Source organism: Bradyrhizobium genosp. A (assembly GCF_049949275.1).
In the GTDB taxonomy this organism is placed as follows: Bacteria; Pseudomonadota; Alphaproteobacteria; order Rhizobiales; family Xanthobacteraceae; genus Bradyrhizobium.
Genome location: NZ_CP188196.1, coordinates 4201056 through 4220575 on the forward strand (window position 1 = coordinate 4201056; position 19520 = coordinate 4220575).

The 19520-nt window shown below is 63.1% G+C and carries 22 protein-coding genes and 1 tRNA gene; 14 read left to right on the plus strand and 9 right to left on the minus strand.

Annotated features, from left to right (window positions below; genetic code table 11):
* Positions 1–47: 47 nt before the first annotated feature.
* The 3 genes from ACP2YP_RS19480 (at position 48) to ACP2YP_RS19490 (ending at position 1545) form a co-directional block, all read left to right on the plus strand.
* Positions 48–344, plus strand: coding sequence for an HU family DNA-binding protein (locus tag ACP2YP_RS19480; RefSeq protein WP_426417995.1), 297 nt, complete (start codon positions 48–50; stop codon positions 342–344).
* Between the two features lie 330 nt (positions 345–674).
* Positions 675–809 (plus strand): hypothetical protein, encoded by a 135-nt coding sequence (locus ACP2YP_RS19485; RefSeq protein ID WP_426417996.1) that lies wholly within the window; start codon positions 675–677, stop codon positions 807–809.
* Positions 810–1347: 538 nt separating this feature from the next.
* A complete protein-coding gene (locus ACP2YP_RS19490; RefSeq protein WP_426417997.1) occupies positions 1348–1545 on the plus strand; it encodes a hypothetical protein in 198 nt (65 codons plus the stop codon).
* 14 nt (positions 1546–1559) lie between these two features.
* Here the strand turns inward: ACP2YP_RS19490 and ACP2YP_RS19495 are convergent, their stop codons facing one another.
* Together ACP2YP_RS19495 and ACP2YP_RS19500 are read right to left on the minus strand one after the other, a co-directional pair.
* Positions 1560–1685: a hypothetical protein gene (locus ACP2YP_RS19495; protein WP_426417998.1), complete on the minus strand. Its 126-nt coding sequence runs from the start codon at positions 1683–1685 to the stop codon at positions 1560–1562.
* A 193-nt stretch (positions 1686–1878) separates the two neighbouring features.
* Positions 1879–2109 (minus strand): hypothetical protein, encoded by a 231-nt coding sequence (locus ACP2YP_RS19500; RefSeq protein WP_426417999.1) that lies wholly within the window; start codon positions 2107–2109, stop codon positions 1879–1881.
* 279 nt (positions 2110–2388) lie between these two features.
* Between ACP2YP_RS19500 and ACP2YP_RS19505 the strand changes: the two genes are divergently transcribed.
* Positions 2389–2673: a hypothetical protein gene (locus ACP2YP_RS19505; RefSeq protein ID WP_426418000.1), complete on the plus strand. Its 285-nt coding sequence runs from the start codon at positions 2389–2391 to the stop codon at positions 2671–2673.
* 71 nt (positions 2674–2744) lie between these two features.
* Here the strand turns inward: ACP2YP_RS19505 and ACP2YP_RS19510 are convergent, their stop codons facing one another.
* Positions 2745–2909 carry a hypothetical protein gene (locus ACP2YP_RS19510; protein WP_200467923.1) on the minus strand — a complete coding sequence of 55 codons (165 nt, stop codon included), beginning with the start codon at positions 2907–2909 and terminating at the stop codon, positions 2745–2747.
* Between the two features lie 269 nt (positions 2910–3178).
* On the opposite strand from ACP2YP_RS19510, the gene ACP2YP_RS19515 reads away from it, so the two are divergent.
* The 4 genes from ACP2YP_RS19515 to ACP2YP_RS19530 all read left to right on the plus strand — a co-directional run bounded on the left by ACP2YP_RS19515 (position 3179) and on the right by ACP2YP_RS19530 (position 5600).
* Entirely contained in the window at positions 3179–3940 is a 762-nt protein-coding gene (locus ACP2YP_RS19515; protein WP_426418001.1) for an SIR2 family NAD-dependent protein deacylase, read from the plus strand.
* A 208-nt stretch (positions 3941–4148) separates the two neighbouring features.
* A complete protein-coding gene (locus ACP2YP_RS19520) occupies positions 4149–4781 on the plus strand; it encodes a cold-shock protein (protein WP_426418002.1) in 633 nt (210 codons plus the stop codon).
* Positions 4782–4927: 146 nt separating this feature from the next.
* Positions 4928–5413: a DUF192 domain-containing protein gene (locus tag ACP2YP_RS19525; protein WP_426418003.1), complete on the plus strand. Its 486-nt coding sequence runs from the start codon at positions 4928–4930 to the stop codon at positions 5411–5413.
* 110 nt (positions 5414–5523) lie between these two features.
* Positions 5524–5600 (plus strand) — tRNA-Pro (locus ACP2YP_RS19530).
* Positions 5601–5701: 101 nt separating this feature from the next.
* Here the strand turns inward: ACP2YP_RS19530 and ACP2YP_RS19535 are convergent.
* From ACP2YP_RS19535 to ACP2YP_RS19545, 3 genes are all read right to left on the minus strand, one after another.
* Complete coding sequence (locus ACP2YP_RS19535; RefSeq protein WP_426418004.1) at positions 5702–5923, minus strand: RNA-binding protein; 222 nt, start codon at positions 5921–5923, stop codon at positions 5702–5704.
* A gap of 14 nt (positions 5924–5937) precedes the next feature.
* A complete protein-coding gene (locus tag ACP2YP_RS19540) occupies positions 5938–6456 on the minus strand; it encodes a hypothetical protein (RefSeq protein WP_426418005.1) in 519 nt (172 codons plus the stop codon).
* A 432-nt stretch (positions 6457–6888) separates the two neighbouring features.
* Complete coding sequence (locus tag ACP2YP_RS19545) at positions 6889–7083, minus strand: hypothetical protein (protein ID WP_426418006.1); 195 nt, start codon at positions 7081–7083, stop codon at positions 6889–6891.
* A 302-nt stretch (positions 7084–7385) separates the two neighbouring features.
* Between ACP2YP_RS19545 and ACP2YP_RS19550 the strand changes: the two genes are divergently transcribed.
* Positions 7386–7580 (plus strand): hypothetical protein, encoded by a 195-nt coding sequence (locus tag ACP2YP_RS19550; RefSeq protein ID WP_426418007.1) that lies wholly within the window; start codon positions 7386–7388, stop codon positions 7578–7580.
* A 19-nt stretch (positions 7581–7599) separates the two neighbouring features.
* Here the strand turns inward: ACP2YP_RS19550 and ACP2YP_RS19555 are convergent, their stop codons facing one another.
* On the minus strand, positions 7600–8778 hold the full coding sequence (locus ACP2YP_RS19555) for an OpgC domain-containing protein (RefSeq protein WP_426418008.1): 1179 nt from the start codon (positions 8776–8778) through the stop codon (positions 7600–7602).
* Positions 8779–9030: 252 nt separating this feature from the next.
* Between ACP2YP_RS19555 and ACP2YP_RS19560 the strand changes: the two genes are divergently transcribed.
* A complete protein-coding gene (locus ACP2YP_RS19560; protein WP_045007229.1) occupies positions 9031–9336 on the plus strand; it encodes an ETC complex I subunit in 306 nt (101 codons plus the stop codon).
* 93 nt (positions 9337–9429) lie between these two features.
* Entirely contained in the window at positions 9430–9921 is a 492-nt protein-coding gene (locus tag ACP2YP_RS19565) for an Lrp/AsnC family transcriptional regulator (RefSeq protein ID WP_426418009.1), read from the plus strand.
* Positions 9922–9962: 41 nt separating this feature from the next.
* On the opposite strand, the gene ACP2YP_RS19570 is transcribed toward ACP2YP_RS19565, so the two are convergent.
* Together ACP2YP_RS19570 and ACP2YP_RS19575 are read right to left on the minus strand one after the other, a co-directional pair.
* Positions 9963–13352, minus strand: coding sequence for an autotransporter domain-containing protein (locus ACP2YP_RS19570; RefSeq protein WP_426418010.1), 3390 nt, complete (start codon positions 13350–13352; stop codon positions 9963–9965).
* Positions 13353–13532: 180 nt separating this feature from the next.
* Positions 13533–14570, minus strand: a complete 1038-nt coding sequence (locus tag ACP2YP_RS19575) for an AraC family transcriptional regulator (RefSeq protein WP_426418011.1) — start codon at positions 14568–14570, stop codon at positions 13533–13535.
* 170 nt (positions 14571–14740) lie between these two features.
* Here ACP2YP_RS19575 and ACP2YP_RS19580 point away from each other — a divergent pair, with 170 nt between their 5' ends.
* The 3 genes from ACP2YP_RS19580 to ACP2YP_RS19590 are packed head-to-tail and all read left to right on the plus strand — an operon-like array spanning position 14741 to position 19520.
* Complete coding sequence (locus ACP2YP_RS19580; protein ID WP_426426202.1) at positions 14741–15868, plus strand: isovaleryl-CoA dehydrogenase; 1128 nt, start codon at positions 14741–14743, stop codon at positions 15866–15868.
* 39 nt (positions 15869–15907) lie between these two features.
* Positions 15908–17512, plus strand: coding sequence for a carboxyl transferase domain-containing protein (locus ACP2YP_RS19585; protein WP_426418012.1), 1605 nt, complete (start codon positions 15908–15910; stop codon positions 17510–17512).
* Positions 17513–17516: 4 nt separating this feature from the next.
* Positions 17517–19520: an acetyl/propionyl/methylcrotonyl-CoA carboxylase subunit alpha gene (locus ACP2YP_RS19590; protein WP_426418013.1), complete on the plus strand. Its 2004-nt coding sequence runs from the start codon at positions 17517–17519 to the stop codon at positions 19518–19520.

Consider the following 19520-nt stretch of genomic DNA (forward strand, 5'->3'; position numbering starts at 1 on the left):
AAGCTACGTTGCAGCTCGCGCGCACCCAATTCAGAGGAAGTCCAGACATGGCGAAGATGACGAAGACCCAATTGATTGATGCAATTGCGGAAGGCACGCAGCTTACGAAGAACGACGTGAAGTCGGTCATCGAATACATGGCGACCGTCGGCTACAAGGAGCTCAACGAGTCCGGCGAGTTCGTTATTCCCGGTTTCGTGAAGATGTCGGTCGTCAACAAGCCCGCGACCGAAGCCCGCATGGGCGTCAATCCCTTCACCAAGGAGCCGATGCAGTTTGCTGCGAAGCCGGCGAGCAAGTCGGTCAAGGCCTCGCCGCTGAAGGTCGCCAAGGACTCCGTCTGATCCAGCCATCGCGCGCCGTCTCGTGCCCTTAAGCGGCGCGTGGACCGGTGGCGTGATGTCGACAAAAACCCCGCAAGTCATCGCCGGATTCCCAAAAAGAAAAACCCCGCGCTTGCGCACGGGGCTCTCTTGATGACGGCGTTGGGATTTCAGCGCCTGGCCGTCAGCCATCTCAAACTTAAGATCGTCTCTAACTTAAGGTTGAAGATCCAAAAAGCAACCGCGCCGCGCCGAAAATGATCAGCGCGACATGCACACGAAATTTCGCGCGAGGGCTGGACTTTTTGTTCTCATTTTGTTCTAGTGAGTCACCCGCTTTGGAGGTGACTCATGACCGTCGAGAAACAGCGCGAAGTGATCCGGCTCTGGAACCAGCTCAGGAAGGTCGAGGGCCCGGCCGCAGAAGAACTCCGCATCCAGATCCTGGAGTGCTTCTCGGAGAAGGGCAACAAGCGCGCGGCGTGAGCGTTCGGCTTGAGGCGATGCCTAGCTGATGTGAGGGCATCTCGCTTCATCGATCGTTAGGAAACGCTTCGCGTTGATTTGCTCGACTCCGATTCGTTCTTTGAGAACGAAATGGAGTCGGATGCAGAACGGGCTGCGTGTGTTCGAATGTCGGGTCGTCGCCTGTATCAAAACGAGTCAGTCCGATGCTTTGTAAAATCGTGTCGTCGTTGCAGCCGTATTGCTCGTTTGTGCGCAAACGACTTTTTAAGAATCCCCCTGCGCTGATTTCGTCGATTCCGATTCGTTCTCTGGGAACGAAATGGCGGCGAAGCCTGAACAAAGCCGGTTCGCCCCGCGGCGACACGCTGCGCGTCACTGGCTCGACGCCGTTACCTTCGGCGAGGAGGGGGCCGAGGTGTCGCGCAACAAATTCCTAACGGACACTTGCGGCGATCGCGATAACCCTATTCGGTTAGGTTAAAAGCCCAATCGCGTTGCGCTGGCCGCGCGTTGGGATAGGTGTCTGGCAAAGACAACAAGAAAACCGATTTTGCCAATGACCCCGTTTTTGGAACCGTCATTTTATCAGGGCGACCGCCAGACCTATCGCCGCGTCGCCGTCGTCGGCACGCTGTTCTGTCTCGCCTTCGTCGTGGTCAGCTTTTCGCTGCGGCCGCAGATCGCGGACACGCGCGTCGCGGTCAAGGCCGACCGGCTGGTGCGCACTGCAGGAGAGCCGCCGCAGGCACACTAAGTGCTGCGGGCGAACTAGCGCTTGCTGCCGTAGGCATTGTCTTCGGCGGAGTCCTGCGGGCATGCGGCGCCGCGGGTCGCAAGCGCCACGAAGCCGGCATAGCCGGACAAATTGAGCAATACTTCGAGCCAGGCAGGCATGACGAGCCTCTTCTTGCGGGAAGACCACCTCAACGTGTGCGGGGCGCGCTTGTTCCCGATTTGCGAGACCTGTTACAAAGAGACCTGCTGCAAAGAGACCTGCTGCAAAGAGACCTGCTGCAAAGAGACCTGCTGCAAAGAGACCTGCTGCAAAGAGACTTGCTGCAAAGAGACTTGAAAAAAGAAACCCCGCTCAGAGCGGCGAGGTGGGATCGAGCCGCCGGCCCAGCGCCGCGACCGACTCCGCCGAGGGCGAGTCCTTGAGGAACTCGGCAATGGCGCGGGCGAGCTCGCCGTCGCTCATCGGCGTCGGCGGCGGGCGCAGCGCACCCACACCGAAGTTGCGGACGATCTCGTCGTAATGCTGCGTGTTGGATTGGGGAACAAGTTTGCGGATGCGGGCCAGCAAAGCGGATATCGGCAATCTCTCCTCCTCGACCTCCGCCCCGGTGGCAGCGATTGATCTCTGCTGCCATTTTTGTCGTTCGGAAGTGAAAACCCCGCCAGCACCGCGGAGATGCTGACGGGGTCTTCGTGCTGTCGCCTCGACCCGGATGGCGGAGGCTTCCGCACTTGCAGGTCCAATCCGCGTGTCCCGATATTGTTCCCGCCGGCAGTGAGAATTTTGCGCGGCGCGGTTCCACCAGAGGCGAACCATCCCGGATGGTCCGCGTTATCTCTGCGAGTTGCGAAGGAGGAGATCATGAAGAAGACACTCGCAGTTCTGGCGACCGTCGCAGCCGTCGGCGTGACCGCGGTTGCAGCGCCTGCGCAGGCGCGCGGCCGCGGCATTGGCCCGGGCCTGGCATTCGGTCTCGCCGCCGGTGCGATCACGGCGGGCGCTATCGCCGCGTCCCATCCGTACGGCTATGGCTACTACGGTCCGGGCTATGGCTACTACGACGGCCCGGCCTATTATGACCCCGGCCCGTATGCCTACTATGGTGGACCGTACTATCGACACCACCGTTACTACCGTTACTGGTAACGGCCGATGAATCGAAAAGCCCGGAGCGATGCTCCGGGCTTTTTTCGTCTGCGCAGGTCGTGCGCGATATCCTACGGCCAGAGCGAGGGCCGTTCTGCCTTGCGGGCGTTCTCGAGCGTCGACACGAAATATTCCTCGCGCTCGCGCTTGAATTTTTCCTGCGTGGCACGGAAGGCGGCGACACGGGCGGCGATCTCTTCGCGTTCGCGGATCTTGCGTTGTTCATCTTCGGTCATGTCAAATCCCCACGATAGCTGAGTATGTGTGCACTGCTGAACTCAAGCACTGCCGCCGCAATCACGTTGAGTCGCGTCAACACATGCATTGGCGCTTCTGATTGGGGCGTCAATGGGGAGGAGGCATTGCAGGATTGTGATAAGCGAAGGTCGGAAGAAATTGCCGCCCCATCGCCACTCACGACTTGCGCGGCAGTGGATAACAGCGTCAACAATCTTGTCGCTTGCAGATGATGCAGCTAGCGCGACAGCAAATCGGGAGGCGGCGAGTGATTGCATCGGACCTTCAGAGCGGTGTCGAACGGCTCGGCGACATGATCGCGAACGCCAAAATCATCGTGCCGTTCACCGGCGCCGGCATCTCGACCGAATGCGGCATCCCCGACTTCCGCTCGCCGGGTGGAATTTGGACGCGCAACCGTCCGATCCCCTTCGACGAGTTCGTCGCGAGCCAACAGGCGCGCGACGAATCCTGGCGCCGACGTTTTGCGATGGAGGAGGTGTTCGCCGCAGCGAAACCCGGCCGCGGCCATCGCGCGCTCGCGTCGCTGCATCGCGCCGGCAAGATTCCCGCGGTGATCACCCAGAACATCGACAATCTGCACCAGGCCTCGGGCTTCGCCGCCGACCGCGTGATTGAACTTCACGGAAATACCACTTACGCGCGCTGCATCGGATGTGGGCAGGCTTATCAGCTCGACTGGGTGAAGCGCACCTTCGACCAGGACGGCGCTGCGCCCAACTGCACCGCATGCGACGAGCCTGTCAAAACCGCAACGATCTCATTCGGTCAGGCGATGCCCGAGGATGAAATGCAACGCGCGACCGAGCTGTCGCAGGCCTGCGATCTCTTCATCGCGATCGGTTCCTCGCTCGTGGTATGGCCGGCGGCGGGCTTTCCGATGATGGCGAAGAACGCCGGTGCACGTTTGGTGATCATCAATCGTGAGTCGACCGAGCAGGACGACATCGCCGACCTCGTCATCCATCACGACATCGGCGAAGCACTCGGGCCCTTTGTCGGGAATTGAGGCATCAATTTGATTCGCGCCTGTGCAAGCTGTTCATAGGTTCCGGCGAATCTCTTTTTTGTCTATGCCTCGCAACCGGGAGTGTTATCTTTTGATTCGAAAGATTCGCGTCGCGTCGATCGAGAAGATTCTCTGAAGGTTCTCTAAAGACGCGTGATTCGACACCGCCATTGAGGCGGGTTGCATGGCATGTGTGGGGTCCGGGGTTATGGGGTCGTCGGACGGATTTGAGTCCAAGAAGCTGGGAGTTCCCGCGCCGGGCGAGCACGGCGCCGGTCGCGATAGCGCGCTCAGTCCCTTCAGCGGACTAGGTGAGGGGAGCGCCAACCTCGTCGAGGTCCATGGCGTCATCAAATGGTTCGACGCCTCAAAGGGCTACGGCTTCATCGTTCCCGACAATGGATGGCCCGACGTGCTCCTGCACGTTACCGTGCTTAGGCGCGACGGCTTCCAGACTGCGTACGAGGGCGCCCGGATTGTCGTCGAGTGCATCCAGCGCGCCAAGGGCTATCAGGCCTTCCGCGTCGTCTCGATGGACGAGTCGACCGCGATCCATCCCGCGCAGATGCTGCCGCCGCGCACCCATGTCACGGTGACCGCGACCAGCGGGCTCGAGCGGGCCCAGGTCAAATGGTTCAATCGGCTGCGTGGCTTCGGCTTCCTGACCTGCGGCGAGGGCACCCCCGACATCTTCGTGCACATGGAGACGCTGCGCCGCTTCGGCATGACCGAGCTGCGGCCGGGCCAGTATGTGCTGGTCCGCTTCGGGCCGGGCTCCAAGGGCATGATGGCCGCCGAGATCCATCCCGAGACCGGCTCGCCGGGTCTCCAGTCGCATTAGCGGCTTGCCATTTTCGTATTCGTGAGCAGAAGCGCGCGGCCGCGGGGTCGCGCGCTTCTGGCTTTTGTCATGATCGCCGCGTAAGGATGTCGCAGTCCCACGCCATCAGGCCCAGTCCCAGCCGTCAGGCCAATGAGTCCATTTCCATGAGCTTTGATCGAAAGGCCGCCCGGTCCGTCGCCCGGGGCTGGCTTGCCGCCATCCTCGTCGCTGTCGGCTTTGCCGTCGCAAGCGGGTCCGTTCGCGCGGCCAGCTTCCAGCCGCTCGAGATCGTCACCAAGAGCGGCGTGCAGGTCTTCTCGGTGGAGATGGCGACCACGGACGAGGAGAAGCAGACCGGGCTGATGTACCGCAAGGAATTGGCGGACGGCAAAGGCATGTTGTTCGACTTCAATCCCGAGCAGGAAGTCTCGATGTGGATGAAGAACACCTATGTCCCGCTCGACATGATCTTCATTCGTGCCGACGGCCGCATCCTGCGCATCGCCGAGAATACCGAGCCGCTCTCGACCAGGATCATTTCGTCGGGAGGTCCCGCCCGCGCCGTCCTCGAGGTGGTGGCGGGAACAGCGCAGAAATACGGCATCCGCCCCGGCGACCGCGTTGGCCACCCCCTGTTCGGCAGCAAATAGGTCCCAGGCGCGGCCCCGGCTTGCCTGGCCGGCGGCCTGGACGCTTGCCAGCGCTCAGTAGACTTGCTGGCGCCTGGGGAAGCGTGTATCGACGTGGCTCGCTGGACATTCGGGGTATAGCGCAGCCTGGTAGCGCGGCAGTTTTGGGTACTGCAGGTCGTTGGTTCGAATCCAGCTGCCCCGACCAGTCCCGGGGTTGAATCTCCGAAACATTTCCCTGTGATTCCGACGCGCTACTTTAATCCGTACGACTGTGAATTTGCGTCCAGGCCGCGGCGTTTCAGTCCGTCAGGACAGCAGCCAGTCGGCCAGGCGCCAGGCCAGCCAGCCCAGCGTGCAGGTCCAGCCCACCATCGCGATCGCAGCGATCCCGAGCCCGCACGCTGCAAACAGCGACGTCCTGGGCTCTTCTGCCTCGGACAGTTTCTCGGTCGTATCAACTTGGCTCACTGCGTCCCCTTGGCCAACGGCCTGCTGTTCATTGGTCTTCGTTCGCTCGCGAAAATTCACCGGCCCGCTCCAACTCACATGGACGTGAGACGGGATGACTGTCCGTTAACGGCAAGCGGGAGCTGATCAGACCCGTTCGCGGCGTCCCCGGACAAGCGGGAAGAAGCTGCAACCCGTGGCGGGGCGAATGGTTTCTGATGTTTGCTGGAGAAATACGCGCCGCGATGATGATTTTTGCTGGCGGTGCGCCTGCTTCGCGCGTCCGTCGCGTTGAAGGGGAGAGCAGGGCGCGCATTCGGTGCTGTGCCCGCGGTCCCTTCAGGTGAGGTTTTCATGTCGATCAGCGCGATTGCATCTTCCACTGCCGCGGTAACGGCGACCCCGTCGAGCGCCGCGAGTTCGTCATCATCCACGTCGTCAACGTCGTCGACATCGTCCGCGTCCGCGACCTCGTCGACGTCAGCGACATCGTCGACCTCGTCCTCGCAATCGGCGGGCAGCAGCTCGGGATCGGGCGGCGGCAGCAGCTCGTCCAAGACGGTCGTCAGCGAGGTCTCGACCACCCAAAACGGGATCACGACGACGACGATCACCTATTCCGACGGGACCACCGAGGTGCAGACCTCTTCAGCCAGCTCCCAGGCGAGCCAGGGCGGCAGCCAGCCGGGACAAACCTATAATTCTCAGGGCGCGCTGAGCTCCAACGGTGCGTCTGCTGCCGCCAGCGGCATCTGAACGGTCCTGCGCCGCGGGTACCGGGTACAAAGGCACGGTCCAAGGTCAAGTCCAGGCAGGCCCGAAGGGAGGGCCGGACGCGACGGCGAACCCTCAGCACTTGTTCTTTCCGCCGCACGATTTCTGCGCGATTTCTATAAGAAATTAAGTGGATTAACGGCCAAAGCTTTCATCGAACCTTTGGCCGTCGCCGTAGACATAACAGTGTTGGGGGATTTCAGCGCCCAATGCCTAAACGGACGCCGCCAAGCGATGATATTCCGCTTGCGCGGCGTTGCGCTTTTTAGAGGTCAGCCCGAGGCGTACCAGCCCGCCGGAAACGGGATCAGCGGCCAGACCGGATAATTGTCGTTGGCAGCCCTCGTCGACCTGTCGTGGGGCGGCTTGTCATGGAGCGCCTTGTGGTGAGGTGTCCTGGCAACCAGTGTCGGCGGCGACGAAACCATCGCCAGATACAAATGTGCAAATTGCAAATTCACAATCATCGACCTGCAGTCCATCGTTTGAAAAATTCAGTCCGAGCTTGAAATCAACCCAGCGCGCTGTTCGGAACGGCGCACTCATTCTCAAATTGCGCATGCATCGTAGGAAAGATAGGCAGGCGTTTCAACCGGCAAGGCGGCGGCCTGCCGGCAAGTAAGGTTGATCGGTTAGGTTAAGCACGGGCCGTCGTTGCCGCCGTTTTGGCGACTGATATCAAACTGGTCCCGGCACGCGACGAGGCCCCTCAGCGGCTCACACGAGATCACATTCGTCGCGGCGTTTCGTTTTGCGCGAGTTGTCCGCCATGACTTTCGATCTCACCTCCAAAACATCCCGCCAACGGTCGAACTGGGCCGAGATCTGGCACCTGTGGACCGTGATCGTGCCGCGCCGCTCGATCAACGGGCAGCTCGTCTACGGCAAGGTCTGGCGTCGTCACGACGGCCGCGACTGGATCTACAAGAAGTTCACCCAATACGACGACGAGGCGGCGGCCTGAACCGCCGCTGCCACGAGTCTCAGGCGGCCTTTGCCGCCGGGGTCGCCGTGGGCTTTGCCGGCGGTGGCTTCAGCGGCTTGTCCTGCCGCTTCGACCAGGAGATGTAGTAGGCAACCGTCGTCATGATCGCGATGCCCGCGATGGAGACGAACAGCTGCGCGAAGACCGAGCCCGAGCTCATCGACAGCTCGAAATGGCCGACGAAGGACAGGAATACGCCGACGCAGAACACCGCGAGTGATTGCTGGCCGCAGACGATCACCGGATCGAAGATCTTCCACTCCAGGCCCGGCCATTCCTTCGGCACGAAGCGGATCACCAGGATCACGATCACGACGAAGTGGATGAAGCGGTAGGGCGCGAGGTTGGTCTTGTCGTTCGGATTGAACGTCGAGAACAGCCATTCCGGGAACATGCCGCCGAGGGTCGGGAAGCGTCCGGCCATGGTCATGATCAGTGCGAACGCCAGATAGGCGAAGCAAAGCCATATCGTGATCGGTGAGTTGATCAGCCCGCCCGAGCGACGTGCGCCGCCCATCGCGCACCAGGCGCCGAACACGAACAGCACCTGCCAGCAATAGGGGTTGAAGTACCACTGGCCGGCCGGATAGGCGTTCAGGTTCAAGCCGAAATGACGCGCGGTCAGCCACAGGATGATGGAGAGCACCATCGTCAGATCGGGCTTGCGCAGCATGAACCACAGCACCGGCGGAAACAGGCCCATCAGCACGATGTAGAGCGGCAGCACGTCGAGATTGAGCGGCTTGAAGCGCAGGAACAGGCCCTGGCGCAGCGTCTCGGTGGCATTGTCGACCAGGCCTGCGACGTTGAACTCGTTGATCATCTCGGAATCGCCGAAGCGCAGCGCCAGATAGCTGATCGAGGCGATGTAGATCACGAACAGGATGATGTGGGCGACGTAGAGCTGCCAGACCCGCTTGGTCAGGCGGGTGGCGCCGACGATGAAGCCGCGCTCCAGCATCATGCGGGCATAGACGAACGTCGCCGTATAGCCGGAGATGAAGACGAACAGGTCGGCGGCGTCGGAAAAGCCGTAGTTGCGCGTCGTGATCCAGTTCACGATGTTGTCGGGGATGTGGTCGAGGAAGATCGCCCAGTTGGCGACGCCGCGAAACAGGTCGAGCCTGAGGTCACGGCCCTTCTCGGGGAGCGTGGCGTTGATGTTCAGGAAGGCCATGCGACGGGAGCTTTCGAAGGGGACAGATAGGCGGATGTCGGCGATGCAGGGCCGCCGGGCGGGATTCCCGGGCGGACGGCGGGTACGCAATTGTCACAGTGCAGCATAATGACTATACCCGTCGGTGACGACCCGGGGCCCGGAATCACCGATCAGTTCCCGAAAGGTGTCTCTATACTATGCCCGCGGTTTCCACCAATCGCTACCGTGACGCGTTAAAATCGAACGAAAGACGAAGAGGCCGGACCGCCAATGACCGCACGCATTTTCAAGCCCGCCAAGAACGCGATGCAATCTGGCCGGTCCAAGACCAAGGAATGGCAGCTCGATTACGAGCCGGAGCAGCCGCGCGCGGTCGAGCCGCTGATGGGCTGGACCTCGTCCGGCGACATGAAGCAGCAGATCACGCTACACTTCCACACCAAGGACGAGGCAGTCGCCTATTGCGAGCGCAAGGGCATCGCCTACCAGGTGATCGAGCCGAAGGAATCGCTGCACCGGCAGGTCGCCTATGCCGACAATTTCTCCTTCCGCCGCGGCGAGCCCTGGACGCACTGAAGGGGCTTCGCCTCGGCCGTCCCTGGAGCCCTTGGCACCCATTCCGCCGCGTGCTTCGCTGGTCCGCATGACGGGACCATGACGAGGTGGGGGATGGCCGGGCGTGACCAGCTCGACGGCGTCGATCTGAAGATCTTATCCGAGCTGCAGCAGGACGGGCGGGTTCGCAACAACGAGCTGGCGCTGCGCGTCGGCGTGTCCGCGCCGAACTGCCTGCGGCGGCTCAAATCGCTGTTCAGCCGTGGCGTGATCCGCGCGGTGCGCGCCGTTATCGACGAGCGATTGCTCGGCTATGAGGTGGTTTCGTTCGTCTCGATCCAGCTCGGCAGCCAGGCCCAGCCGGTGCTGGAGGCCTTCGAGGCATCGATCGCCGCGATCCCGCGCATCCAGCAGTGCTGGCGCATTTCGGGCGACACCGACTATCTCCTGAAATGCGTCGCGCCGAGCGTGGAGAGCATGCGCCAGCAGCTGCTGCATTTTGCTGCCATGCCTGATGTGAAGAACGTGCGCAGCTTTCCAGTGCTGGGTGTCGCGAAGGACGTGCCGCTGCCGTTGCAGGAGATCGCCGTCGCGCCGGCAGGATAGGGCCGCGCGGGGCTCACAGAAAACCTGGAGAGCCGACAGATCTACCAGGCGTAGCGCACCGCGCCCTTGCCGGCGTAGCTTGCGGTGACGTGCGAGAATTCGCCTTCGAAGGTGACGAGGGCCGACCAGCCGTTGCGCCATGTCATTTCGGCAGACGCGGTCGTCAGTGCGGACTCGCTCGCCTGCGCGGCGCCGTTGACGATGAAGGAGGCGCCCGGCAGCGCCTGGAAGGTCGCGGCGATGTTGCGGTCGGGGTTGAAATCATGCGCCCAGGCCAGCCGTCCGCGCAGCGTCAGTAGGCCAGTCATGAGCGCAAAGGAGCGATCCGCGCGCACGCCGAATTCCGTGCGCACATCGGTTGCGGTCTGAGCGCCATAGGCCAGCGCGAACGCGCCATTACCGAACACCGGTGTTTCCGCGTAGGCGGGTAGCCAAAAGGTCGTGAACTGTCCGGCCGCGTAGGGCGTAACACCCGCCCATCTGATTGCGACGCGATAGCCGCCCTCGATCCGCCCGGACAATGCATTGGCGTTGAACTCGGCATGCAGTCTTTCGGCCATTGCCATCCGGTCGGTGGTGACTTCCTGCCAGCCATAGGCGAGCGCGCCGGCGACATAGGCAGCGCCAGATGTGTGCCTGACATAGGCGCCGGCCTGGAACAGATCGGAGCGGCCGGTCCCGGAATTGGCCACCGAGAAATTGGTGCCGCCGCCTGACAGCGCGAAGCCGGTAATGGTGCGCGGCGACAGCAGATAGTCGGCGCCCGCGGCCATGCCGAAGATGCGGCTGGTGGCGGCATTCGATCCCGCAGCAGCGTTGCCGTCCGTGGTCTGCGAGCCGCCGAAGCCGGACGCCCAGACGCTCCAGTGCGGATCATAGGCCTGACGCAGCGATGCCTTGGTGAAGACGGCTGCGTAGGCGGCGCGCTCGCGCTCGGATCGTGTCGCGTTGGACGAGGCATAGGCGCTGGCGCTGCCGCCCTCCGCATACCCTGTCGTCGGGCTCGCGGCTGGCGTCGTCTCGCGACCGCCCATGAACGGATCGAGCAGCGTATTGATGAACTGGCTCATCGCCTGGAACGTCATCTGCTGTGATCCGGTCGCGGCCTCGCCCGCGATCTGCGACAGCGCTGCCGGCGACAGCCCGACATAGCTCACGGGAATGCTGCCGCTGGCGTTGAAGAATTGGCTGAGCGCATTGCCGACATTCTTCTGATTGGCGTTGAGATTGCCGAGCGCGTTGTAGTTCAGCGACAGGGACAGCACGAGGTTGTTGGCGTCGTAGGCCGCCGACCCCTGCAGGCCTGCGGGAAGATTGTTGATGCCGGCGAAGGTGCCGGCGATGCCGCCGGTGGCGTTGAGGATCAGATAGGGCTGCTTGACGATCGTCGCGCCGACCAACGCCACGATAAGGTTGCCGCCGAGCGTAGCCGGCCCATTGACGTTGACGCGATCTGCGACGCCCGCATTGATCTCGACGAGATAGGCGCCTGCGGTTGCGAATGCGAGACTTCCCTGCACCGTCAGCGCGCTGCCGGGATTGGCCGGAGCAAGCAAGCCGCCGGCATTGATCGTGGTCGCACCCACCACGCCTCTGCCCGACAAAACGCCGCCGGAATTGACGAACACCGCCGAAACGATTGATCCGGTGATGGTCAGCGTGCCAGCGTCGACATAGGTCGGGCCGGTATAGGTGTTTACGCCGCTCAGCGTCTCACGGCCGCCTGCGAGGACAAGTTGGCCGCCGATGCCGCCATACGAGCCGCCATCTGCGATCATTCCGCCAAACGTGCCGTTGGCGTTGGTGAGGACCAACTGGTTGGCGCCGAGCAGGACAAATCCAGTCCTGTCCATGCTGAGAAGCGAGGTGATGTAAGCGGCGGTTGGAGCACTATTGCCGACGCCGGAGATATCGAAGACTCCGCCATTCGAGACGCTGACGCCGCTCGACAATGAGATGCTGCCCGGACCGACCAGCGCCAGGAAGCCGTTATTGACTACGGTCGCGCCGGTGTAAGTGTTGGTGCCGCTGAGCGTGGCCGAGCCGTTGCTCAGGATCTGAAAGGGGCCGTCGCCGGAAATGATGCCTGCAAGTCCGAGCGGCACCGAATGATCGTCAATGATCAGGGTTGACGCGGGCGTGGTCGATATGTTGGCATCGGTCACGAAGTTGGGCGTGTAGCCGACGAGCTGACCCGCCAGATTGTACAGCACAGAATTCGTCAGGAAAAAGCCAAGGCCGAGGATGGTGCTGTTGTCACTCGACTGAACGGCGTAATACGGATTGCAGCAATTCGCGGCGGCCGTGTTTGAGAGCAGAGCGACGGTGCTCGGTGTGGCGCCGCTTGCCGATCCCGAAACCGTCAACGTGCCGCCATTCCGGTATCGCGCCGTGGGAATCTGGTTGGACAGGATGTCGAGCGTCGTTCCCGTATCGAGCAGAGTAGACGACACCACGCTCGTCGTCGTCCCTCCCGGTCCGGTTGCCGAGATCGGCAACGTGAACGGATATTGATACGTCCCTACTGTTCGAGAGTTCGGGAATCTCCCCACGGCAGGAGTCTGGATCTCGTTGACGGGCATGAATTGCGCGATCAGGGCAGGCGTGAGACCAAGCATCACGCAAGGACTGCAAGAGGTGACGCCTTGTCCCTGGTAGTCCTTTGGTCCGTTGGGAGAGGTATCGTACTGTCGAAGTCCAGGTCCGGAGTTCAGAGCACTCAGAGGCTGACCGTTGGCTGCAACCACATAGCCCGCGGTCGTTGACGGCAGGACGGACTGGCCCAGGACGCTGCCCGGTCCGACGCCGATGAAATTGCCAGCGCCGAAAATCCCGTAATCGCCGCCGAAGACACCTGTCAGCCGTCCCTCCGGAAAGGTGACGTTTTGATAGCTCGTGATCGCCCCCATCAGGAAGTTCGACGAAGCGCCTGACGGCGAGATCGCGTTGAGCGTCACACCGCCCGTCGTCGACGTGGGCGATGCATAGAAGGTGAACGATGGGGACGCGACCACGTTGTACGTATAGACCGTGCCATCGTTGTAGCTGATGGTCTGGTTCTGCGGCCTGCCATTCTGGCTCGAGGGGACGCTGCCGAACGCCGTCGGATCGTACAGCGCGACAAAATCCGGAGAGCCGGTGTCGAAGAGATAGGGCCGAGGCGCCTGACCGTTGATGCCAATGTTGACGATCAGATTGGGACCCAAACCGGCGCCGTACTGGACGAGGTTCAACGGAATATCGAGCGATTGGGCGATCGCACCGTCAGATGTCGGCAGGAAAAAGATCGTAAGAAGAATAATGACCTGTGCGATAGGGCGGATGCCTGATTTAGCACCCCGCCGGTCGGCAATAACAGACCAAATGTGACGCGAACCGCGACCGGTCAAACCGGCTGCCGCCTCGCCGAGGCGGTACGCCACCAACTTCATGACACGCCCCGACCCAAAACGCGGTCGCTGCAGCACGCCATTTTGAAAATCTTTGGACATGCTGCCTGGCCCGACGCTAGTTCCGCTGGTAGGAACTGGCAACGCGTCCTGTGGCGGTATGACGCAGTTTGGTACAACCTGTGTCTCGCCAGACACAATTCAACCGTTCGACAGAAAGCTTCAGCGATACCTGCCGCGAAACTCGCGCGGGCTGGCGCCGGTCCAGCTGCGGAAAGCCCTCGAAAAACTCTTTTCGTTGCGGAAGCCGGCGATCTCCGCGATCCGCTTGATCGACGTGCGGCCGCGCATCAGCTCCTGCTTGGCAAGCTCGAGCTTTGCTTCCTCCTTGAGGTCGCGCAGCGAGGTGGCTTCCTCGCGGAGCCGCCGGTGCATGGTGCGGGTGGAGAGCGCAAGCTCGCTGGCGACATCCTCCGCGCCGAGAATGCGTCCGCGCGCCTCGCGGAGCACGCGCCTGACACGCTCGACCAGGAGCCGGTCGCGGCGATAGGGCCGATAGGGCAGCACAGTCAGTCGCAACGCGCCCTTGAGCATGCTGTCGAGATCGGCCGCGCTGCGGGTGAGCGGCAGCGAGAGATAATGCCCGTCAAAGACGATGCTGGCGCGGTCCGCGCCGAAGCGGACGGTCTTGCAGAAGATCGTCGGATAGACGGAGACGTGGCCGGGCTCGGCATAGGGGAATTCCGCCGCGCGCAGCGCGATCGCGGAATCGACCGCCCAGCAGGAGAAGCTGAGCACATAACGGAGCAGGGTGACGAGGCAGAACTCGCGCAATACGCCGAGCTCGCGCTGCTCGCGGATGGAGATGGTCGCGCTCTCCTCGGCGACCGAGAGCTCGAACAGCACGTCCTCAGTCAGCAGGCGATGATGCCGGCACCAGCGTTTTAGCGCGACTTCGAGTGTCGGGGCGGTGATCGAAGCGCGACACAGCATGCCATAGGTGCCCCAAGGCAGCTTCCGCGAGAACCAGCCGAGCGCCTCGTCGTCGAGCTCGCGCATGGCGTGGCCCGCCAGCGCCTCGAACTGCGCCGCCGTCACACGCCCGTCGCTCGATCCGACGACGTCCGTGACGATCTGCCCCTTGCTCAGCGCCTCGGCCGGATCCCGCCCATAGCGGGCATAGGCCGCGACCACGCCGCGGACAAAGGCGGCGGGGGTCATGGCACGGCGGGGCGTGGCGGTTGCGGCCTGAAAAGGCATCGAAAGTCCTTTGGAAAATCCTCGCCAAACTTGGCGGAAAATGCAACCTTTTCGACCGCCACGGCGCCCGGGCGGGGGTAGGTTCGGGACGGACAAGACATCGGCAAGACTACGGAGGAATCGCCTTGAACATCCCGAGCATCGACTTCGATCTGGGCGAAGACATCAGCATGCTGCGCGACACCGTGCGCGCCTTTGTCGAGGCGGAGGTCGCCCCGCGCGCTGCCGAGGTCGAGAAGGCCAACCTGTTCCCCGCCGACCTCTGGAAGCGCTTTGGTGACCTCGGCCTGCTCGGCATGACCGCGCCGGAGCAATATGGCGGCTCCAACATGGGCTATCTCGCCCATGTCGTCGCCATGGAGGAGATTTCGCGCGGCTCGGCCGCGATCGGGCTCTCCTACGGCGCCCACTCCAACCTCTGCGTCAACCAGATCCGCCGCAACGGCACCGACGCGCAGCGCCAGCGCTATCTGCCGAAGCTGATTTCCGGCGAGTATGTCGGCGCGCTCGCGATGTCCGAGCCCGGCGCCGGCTCCGACGTGGTCTCGATGAAGCTGCGCGCCGACAAGCGCAGCGATCGCTACGTGCTCAACGGCTCAAAGATGTGGATCACCAATGGCGGCGATGCCGACGTGCTGGTCGTCTACGCCAAGACCGATCCCGAGGCCGGCCCGCGTGGCATGACCGCCTTTCTGATCGACAAGGGTTTTAAGGGCTTCACCCACGGCCAGCATCTGGACAAGCTCGGCATGCGCGGCTCCAACACCTATCCGCTGTTCTTCGACGAATGCGAGGTACCGGAGGAGAATGTGCTCGGCAATGTGGGCGAGGGCGTCAAGGTGCTGATGTCAGGCCTCGACTATGAGCGCGCGGTGCTCTCCGGCGGCCCGCTCGGCATCATGGCGGCCTGCATGGACGCGGTGGTGCCCTACATGCACGAGCGCAAGCAGTTCGGCCAGCCGATCGGCGACTTCCAGCTGATGCAGGGCAAGCTCGCCGACATGTATTCGACCTGGCAGGCCACCCGCGCCTATGTCTACGCCGTGGGAAAAGCCTGCGACCGCGCCAACCATGCGCGCAGCTTACGCAAGGACGCCGCGGCTGCGATCCTCTATTCCGCGGAGAAGGCAACGTGGATGGCGGGCGAGGCGATCCAGGCGCTGGGCGGCGTCGGCTATACATCCGAGTTTCCGGTCGGCCGGCTCTGGCGCGACGCCAAGCTCTACGAGATCGGCGCGGGCACCTCCGAGGTGCGCCGCATGCTGATCGGACGTGAGCTGATGGCGGAAACGGCTTAAACCCTCCACGCAACCAGGTCATAGGAAACGCGGGACCATATGCCGCTCCATTCCAGCATCGATCCGTCGTCATCCGATTTTGCGCGCAATGCGGACGCCATGCGCGTGCTCGTCGCCGATTTGCGCGAAAAACTCAGCGAGGTCGCCGGCGGCGGTGGCGAAGTCTCACGCAACCGCCACACCGCACGCGGCAAGATGCTGGCGCGCGAACGCGTCGACCTGCTGGTCGATCCCGGGACGTCGTTCCTGGAGCTGTCGCCGCTGGCGGCCCATGGCCTCTATGGCGGCGACGTGCATTCGGCGAGCATCGTCACCGGCGTCGGGCGCATCGCGGACCGCGAATGCGTGATCGTCGCCAACGATGCCACCATCAAGGGCGGCACCTACTACCCGATGACCGTGAAGAAGCATCTGCGCGCGCAGGACATCGCGCGGCAGAATAATCTTCCCTGCGTCTACATGGTCGATTCCGGCGGCGCCTTCCTGCCGCTCCAGGACGAGATCTTTCCCGACGAGCGCCATTTCGGCCGCATCTTCTACAACCAGGCGCAGATGTCCTCGCAAGGCATCCCGCAGATCGCAATCGTGATGGGCTCCTGCACCGCGGGTGGCGCCTATGTGCCGGCGATGTCGGACGAGAGCATCATCGTGCGCAATCAAGGCACCATCTTCCTCGGTGGGCCGCCGTTGGTGAAGGCCGCGACCGGCGAGGTCGTGAGCGCGGAAGAGCTCGGCGGCGCCGACGTGCATTCGCGGCAGTCGGGCGTGACCGATCACTACGCCCAGAACGATGCGCACGCGATCGGCATTGCCCGGCGCATCGTCGGCACGCTGAAACCATCGGTGCGGCCGAACCTCAACATGCATCCGCCGCGCAATCCGTTGTTCGCGGCCGAGGAGATTTACGGCGTGGTGCCGGTCGACGGCCGCAAGCCGTTCGATGTACGCGACATCATTGCGCGCGTGGTGGATGGCTCCGAGTTCGACGAGTTCAAAAAACTTTATGGTACGACGCTGGTGTGCGGCTTCGCGCATATCTGGGGCTATCCGGTCGGCATCATCGCCAACAACGGCATCCTGTTCAGCGAGAGCTCGCTGAAGGGCGCGCATTTCATCGAGCTGTGCTGCCAGCGCGGCATTCCCTTGGTGTTCCTGCAGAACATCACCGGCTTCATGGTCGGCAAGAAATACGAGGCGGGCGGCATCGCGCGCGATGGTGCCAAGCTGGTGACCGCGGTTGCGACCGCCTCGGTACCGAAATTCACGGTGGTGATCGGCGGCTCCTACGGCGCCGGCAATTACGGCATGTGCGGCCGCGCCTACGCGCCGCGCTTCCTCTGGATGTGGCCGAACGCGCGCATCTCGGTGATGGGTGGCGAGCAGGCCTCGATGGTGCTGAGCCAGGTCCGCCGCGACAACATCGAGGCCAAGGGCGATAGCTGGTCGAAGGAAGAGGAAGATAAATTCCGCGAGCCTATCCGCGCGCAATATGAGAGCCAGGGGCATCCGTACTACGCGACCGCGCGTCTGTGGGACGACGGCGTGATCGATCCCGTCGACACCCGCCTCGTGCTCGGCCTCGGCCTCTCGGCGGCGTCGAATGCGCCGATCGAGCCGACGAAATTCGGCCTGTTCAGGATGTGATGCGATGGACCGCTCAAAGCTCTACCGCCGTTTTCGCACGCTCCTGATCGCCAACCGCGGCGAGATCGCAGCCCGCGTCATCCGCACCGCCCGCGCCATGGGCCTGCGCACGGTCGCGGTCTATTCCGAGGCAGACCGCGATGCGATGCATGTCGCGCTCGCGGACGAGGCCGTGCTGCTCGGGCCGGCGCGCGCCCGCGACAGCTATCTCAACGTCGAGCGGTTGATCGAAGCGGCACGCAAGACCGGCGCCGAGGCTGTGCACCCCGGTTACGGTTTCCTGTCCGAGAATGCCGAATTCGCGCAGGCCTGCTTCGATGCCGGCCTCGTCTTCGTCGGCCCGACCGCCGGGATGATGACCGCGATGGGCTCGAAGTCCGGCTCGAAAGCGCTGATGGAGAAGGCGGGCGTGCCGCTGGTGCCCGGCTATCACGGCGAGGCCCAGGATGACGCCACGCTGTCGAAGGCGGCTGACAAGATCGGCTTTCCGATCCTGGTGAAGGCCTCAGCCGGCGGCGGCGGCCGCGGCATGCGCATCGTCCGCTCGGCGGCCGAGCTTGCGCCTGCGATCGTCAGCGCCAAGCGCGAGGCCAAGGCGGCATTCGGCGACGACCGCATGCTGATCGAGAAATATGTCGACAATCCCCGCCACATCGAAGTGCAGATCATCGGCGACAGCCACGGCAATCTGATCTCGTTGTTCGAGCGCGAATGCACCTTGCAGCGCCGGCACCAGAAGGTGATCGAGGAGGCGCCGTCGCCGACGCTCAATGCCGCCCAGCGCGAGACCGTCTGTGCCGCGGCACGCAAGGCGGCGGGCGCAGTGAACTATGTCGGCGCTGGCACGATCGAGTTCGTCTCCGACGGCAAGGACGTGTTCTTCATCGAGATGAACACCCGTCTCCAGGTCGAGCATCCCGTGACCGAGCTGATCACCGGCATCGACCTCGTCGAATGGCAGCTCCGCGTCGCGTTCGGCGAGGCGCTGCCGTTGAAGCAGGACGAGATCGAACTCAACGGCCACGCTGTTGAAGCGCGCGTCTATGCCGAAAACCCGACCAAGAACTTCATGCCGTCAGTCGGCAATATCTCGACCTGGCGGCTGCCCGCGGAGACGGGTGGCCTGCGTATCGACGCCGGCTATCGCGAGGGCGATACGGTCTCGCCGTACTACGACGCCATGCTCGCAAAGATGATCGCGTGGGCGCCGACGCGCGACGTCGCGATCGACCGGCTCAACCGAGGGCTGGAAGACTCCGACGTCCGCGGCATCGTCACCAATATCCCGTTCCTGTCGGCCCTGATCACGCATCCGAAGGTGCGGGCGAATGCGATCGACACCGGTTTTATCGAGCGTGAGTTGGCGATCCTGACATCGGCGATGCCGGCGCCCGGTGAGCTCGAGCTGTGCGCCGCGGTCGCCGCGATCGTCAATGACGAGCGGCAGGCATCGCAAGCGGGCGCGAATTCGCCGTGGCAGACCCTTGGCTGGATGCCGGTCGGCCGTCGTCAGCGCAGCTTTGCGTTCCGCGTCGGGCATGGACCCGAGCAGAAGATCACACTCAACTATGGCAGCGGGCCATCGACGCTGGTGATCGGCGAGCGCGAGCTGGCGTTCACGGTTGCGCCGAAGGCTGGCGGCTTCGACCTGACGCTCGACGGCGTGAAATCCTCCGTCGCGGCCGTGATCGACGGCCATGAGCTGTACCTGCGCACGCGCAACGGCCGGTTCGACCTGCACTGGGTCGATCCGTTCGGCGGCGAGACTGAGGAGCAGACCGGCGCGGACAAGATCGCAGCACCCTTGCCGGGCACGGTCGTCGCCGTCCTCGCCGAGGAGGGCGCCAAGCTCGAAAAGGGCGCACCGATCCTCACGCTGGAAGTGATGAAGATGGAGCAGACGCTGCGCGCGCCCTATGCCGGCGTGCTCAAATCCATCAAATGCAGGGTCGGCGATATCGTCCAGGAGGGCGTCGAGCTTGCCGTGGTCGAACCGTCGGGGGAGTGA

Excerpts from the sequence above, each read along its gene's own strand:
- ACP2YP_RS19480 (WP_426417995.1), top strand. The coding sequence starts at position 48 with ATGGCGAAGATGACGAAGACCCAATTGATTGATGCAATTGCGGAAGGC.
- ACP2YP_RS19485 (WP_426417996.1), top strand. The coding sequence starts at position 675 with ATGACCGTCGAGAAACAGCGCGAAGTGATCCGGCTCTGGAACCAGCTC.
- ACP2YP_RS19490 (WP_426417997.1), top strand. The coding sequence starts at position 1,348 with ATGACCCCGTTTTTGGAACCGTCATTTTATCAGGGCGACCGCCAGACC.
- ACP2YP_RS19495 (WP_426417998.1), bottom strand. The coding sequence starts at position 1,685 with ATGCCTGCCTGGCTCGAAGTATTGCTCAATTTGTCCGGCTATGCCGGC.
- ACP2YP_RS19505 (WP_426418000.1), top strand. The coding sequence starts at position 2,389 with ATGAAGAAGACACTCGCAGTTCTGGCGACCGTCGCAGCCGTCGGCGTG.
- ACP2YP_RS19510 (WP_200467923.1), bottom strand. The coding sequence starts at position 2,909 with ATGACCGAAGATGAACAACGCAAGATCCGCGAACGCGAAGAGATCGCC.
- ACP2YP_RS19520 (WP_426418002.1), top strand. The coding sequence starts at position 4,149 with ATGGGGTCGTCGGACGGATTTGAGTCCAAGAAGCTGGGAGTTCCCGCG.
- ACP2YP_RS19525 (WP_426418003.1), top strand. The coding sequence starts at position 4,928 with ATGAGCTTTGATCGAAAGGCCGCCCGGTCCGTCGCCCGGGGCTGGCTT.
- ACP2YP_RS19545 (WP_426418006.1), bottom strand. The coding sequence starts at position 7,083 with ATGATTGTGAATTTGCAATTTGCACATTTGTATCTGGCGATGGTTTCG.
- ACP2YP_RS19550 (WP_426418007.1), top strand. The coding sequence starts at position 7,386 with ATGACTTTCGATCTCACCTCCAAAACATCCCGCCAACGGTCGAACTGG.
- ACP2YP_RS19555 (WP_426418008.1), bottom strand. The coding sequence starts at position 8,778 with ATGGCCTTCCTGAACATCAACGCCACGCTCCCCGAGAAGGGCCGTGAC.
- ACP2YP_RS19560 (WP_045007229.1), top strand. The coding sequence starts at position 9,031 with ATGACCGCACGCATTTTCAAGCCCGCCAAGAACGCGATGCAATCTGGC.
- ACP2YP_RS19565 (WP_426418009.1), top strand. The coding sequence starts at position 9,430 with ATGGCCGGGCGTGACCAGCTCGACGGCGTCGATCTGAAGATCTTATCC.
- ACP2YP_RS19570 (WP_426418010.1), bottom strand. The coding sequence starts at position 13,352 with ATGAAGTTGGTGGCGTACCGCCTCGGCGAGGCGGCAGCCGGTTTGACC.
- ACP2YP_RS19575 (WP_426418011.1), bottom strand. The coding sequence starts at position 14,570 with ATGCCTTTTCAGGCCGCAACCGCCACGCCCCGCCGTGCCATGACCCCC.
- ACP2YP_RS19580 (WP_426426202.1), top strand. The coding sequence starts at position 14,741 with ATGCTGCGCGACACCGTGCGCGCCTTTGTCGAGGCGGAGGTCGCCCCG.
- ACP2YP_RS19585 (WP_426418012.1), top strand. The coding sequence starts at position 15,908 with ATGCCGCTCCATTCCAGCATCGATCCGTCGTCATCCGATTTTGCGCGC.
- ACP2YP_RS19590 (WP_426418013.1), top strand. The coding sequence starts at position 17,517 with ATGGACCGCTCAAAGCTCTACCGCCGTTTTCGCACGCTCCTGATCGCC.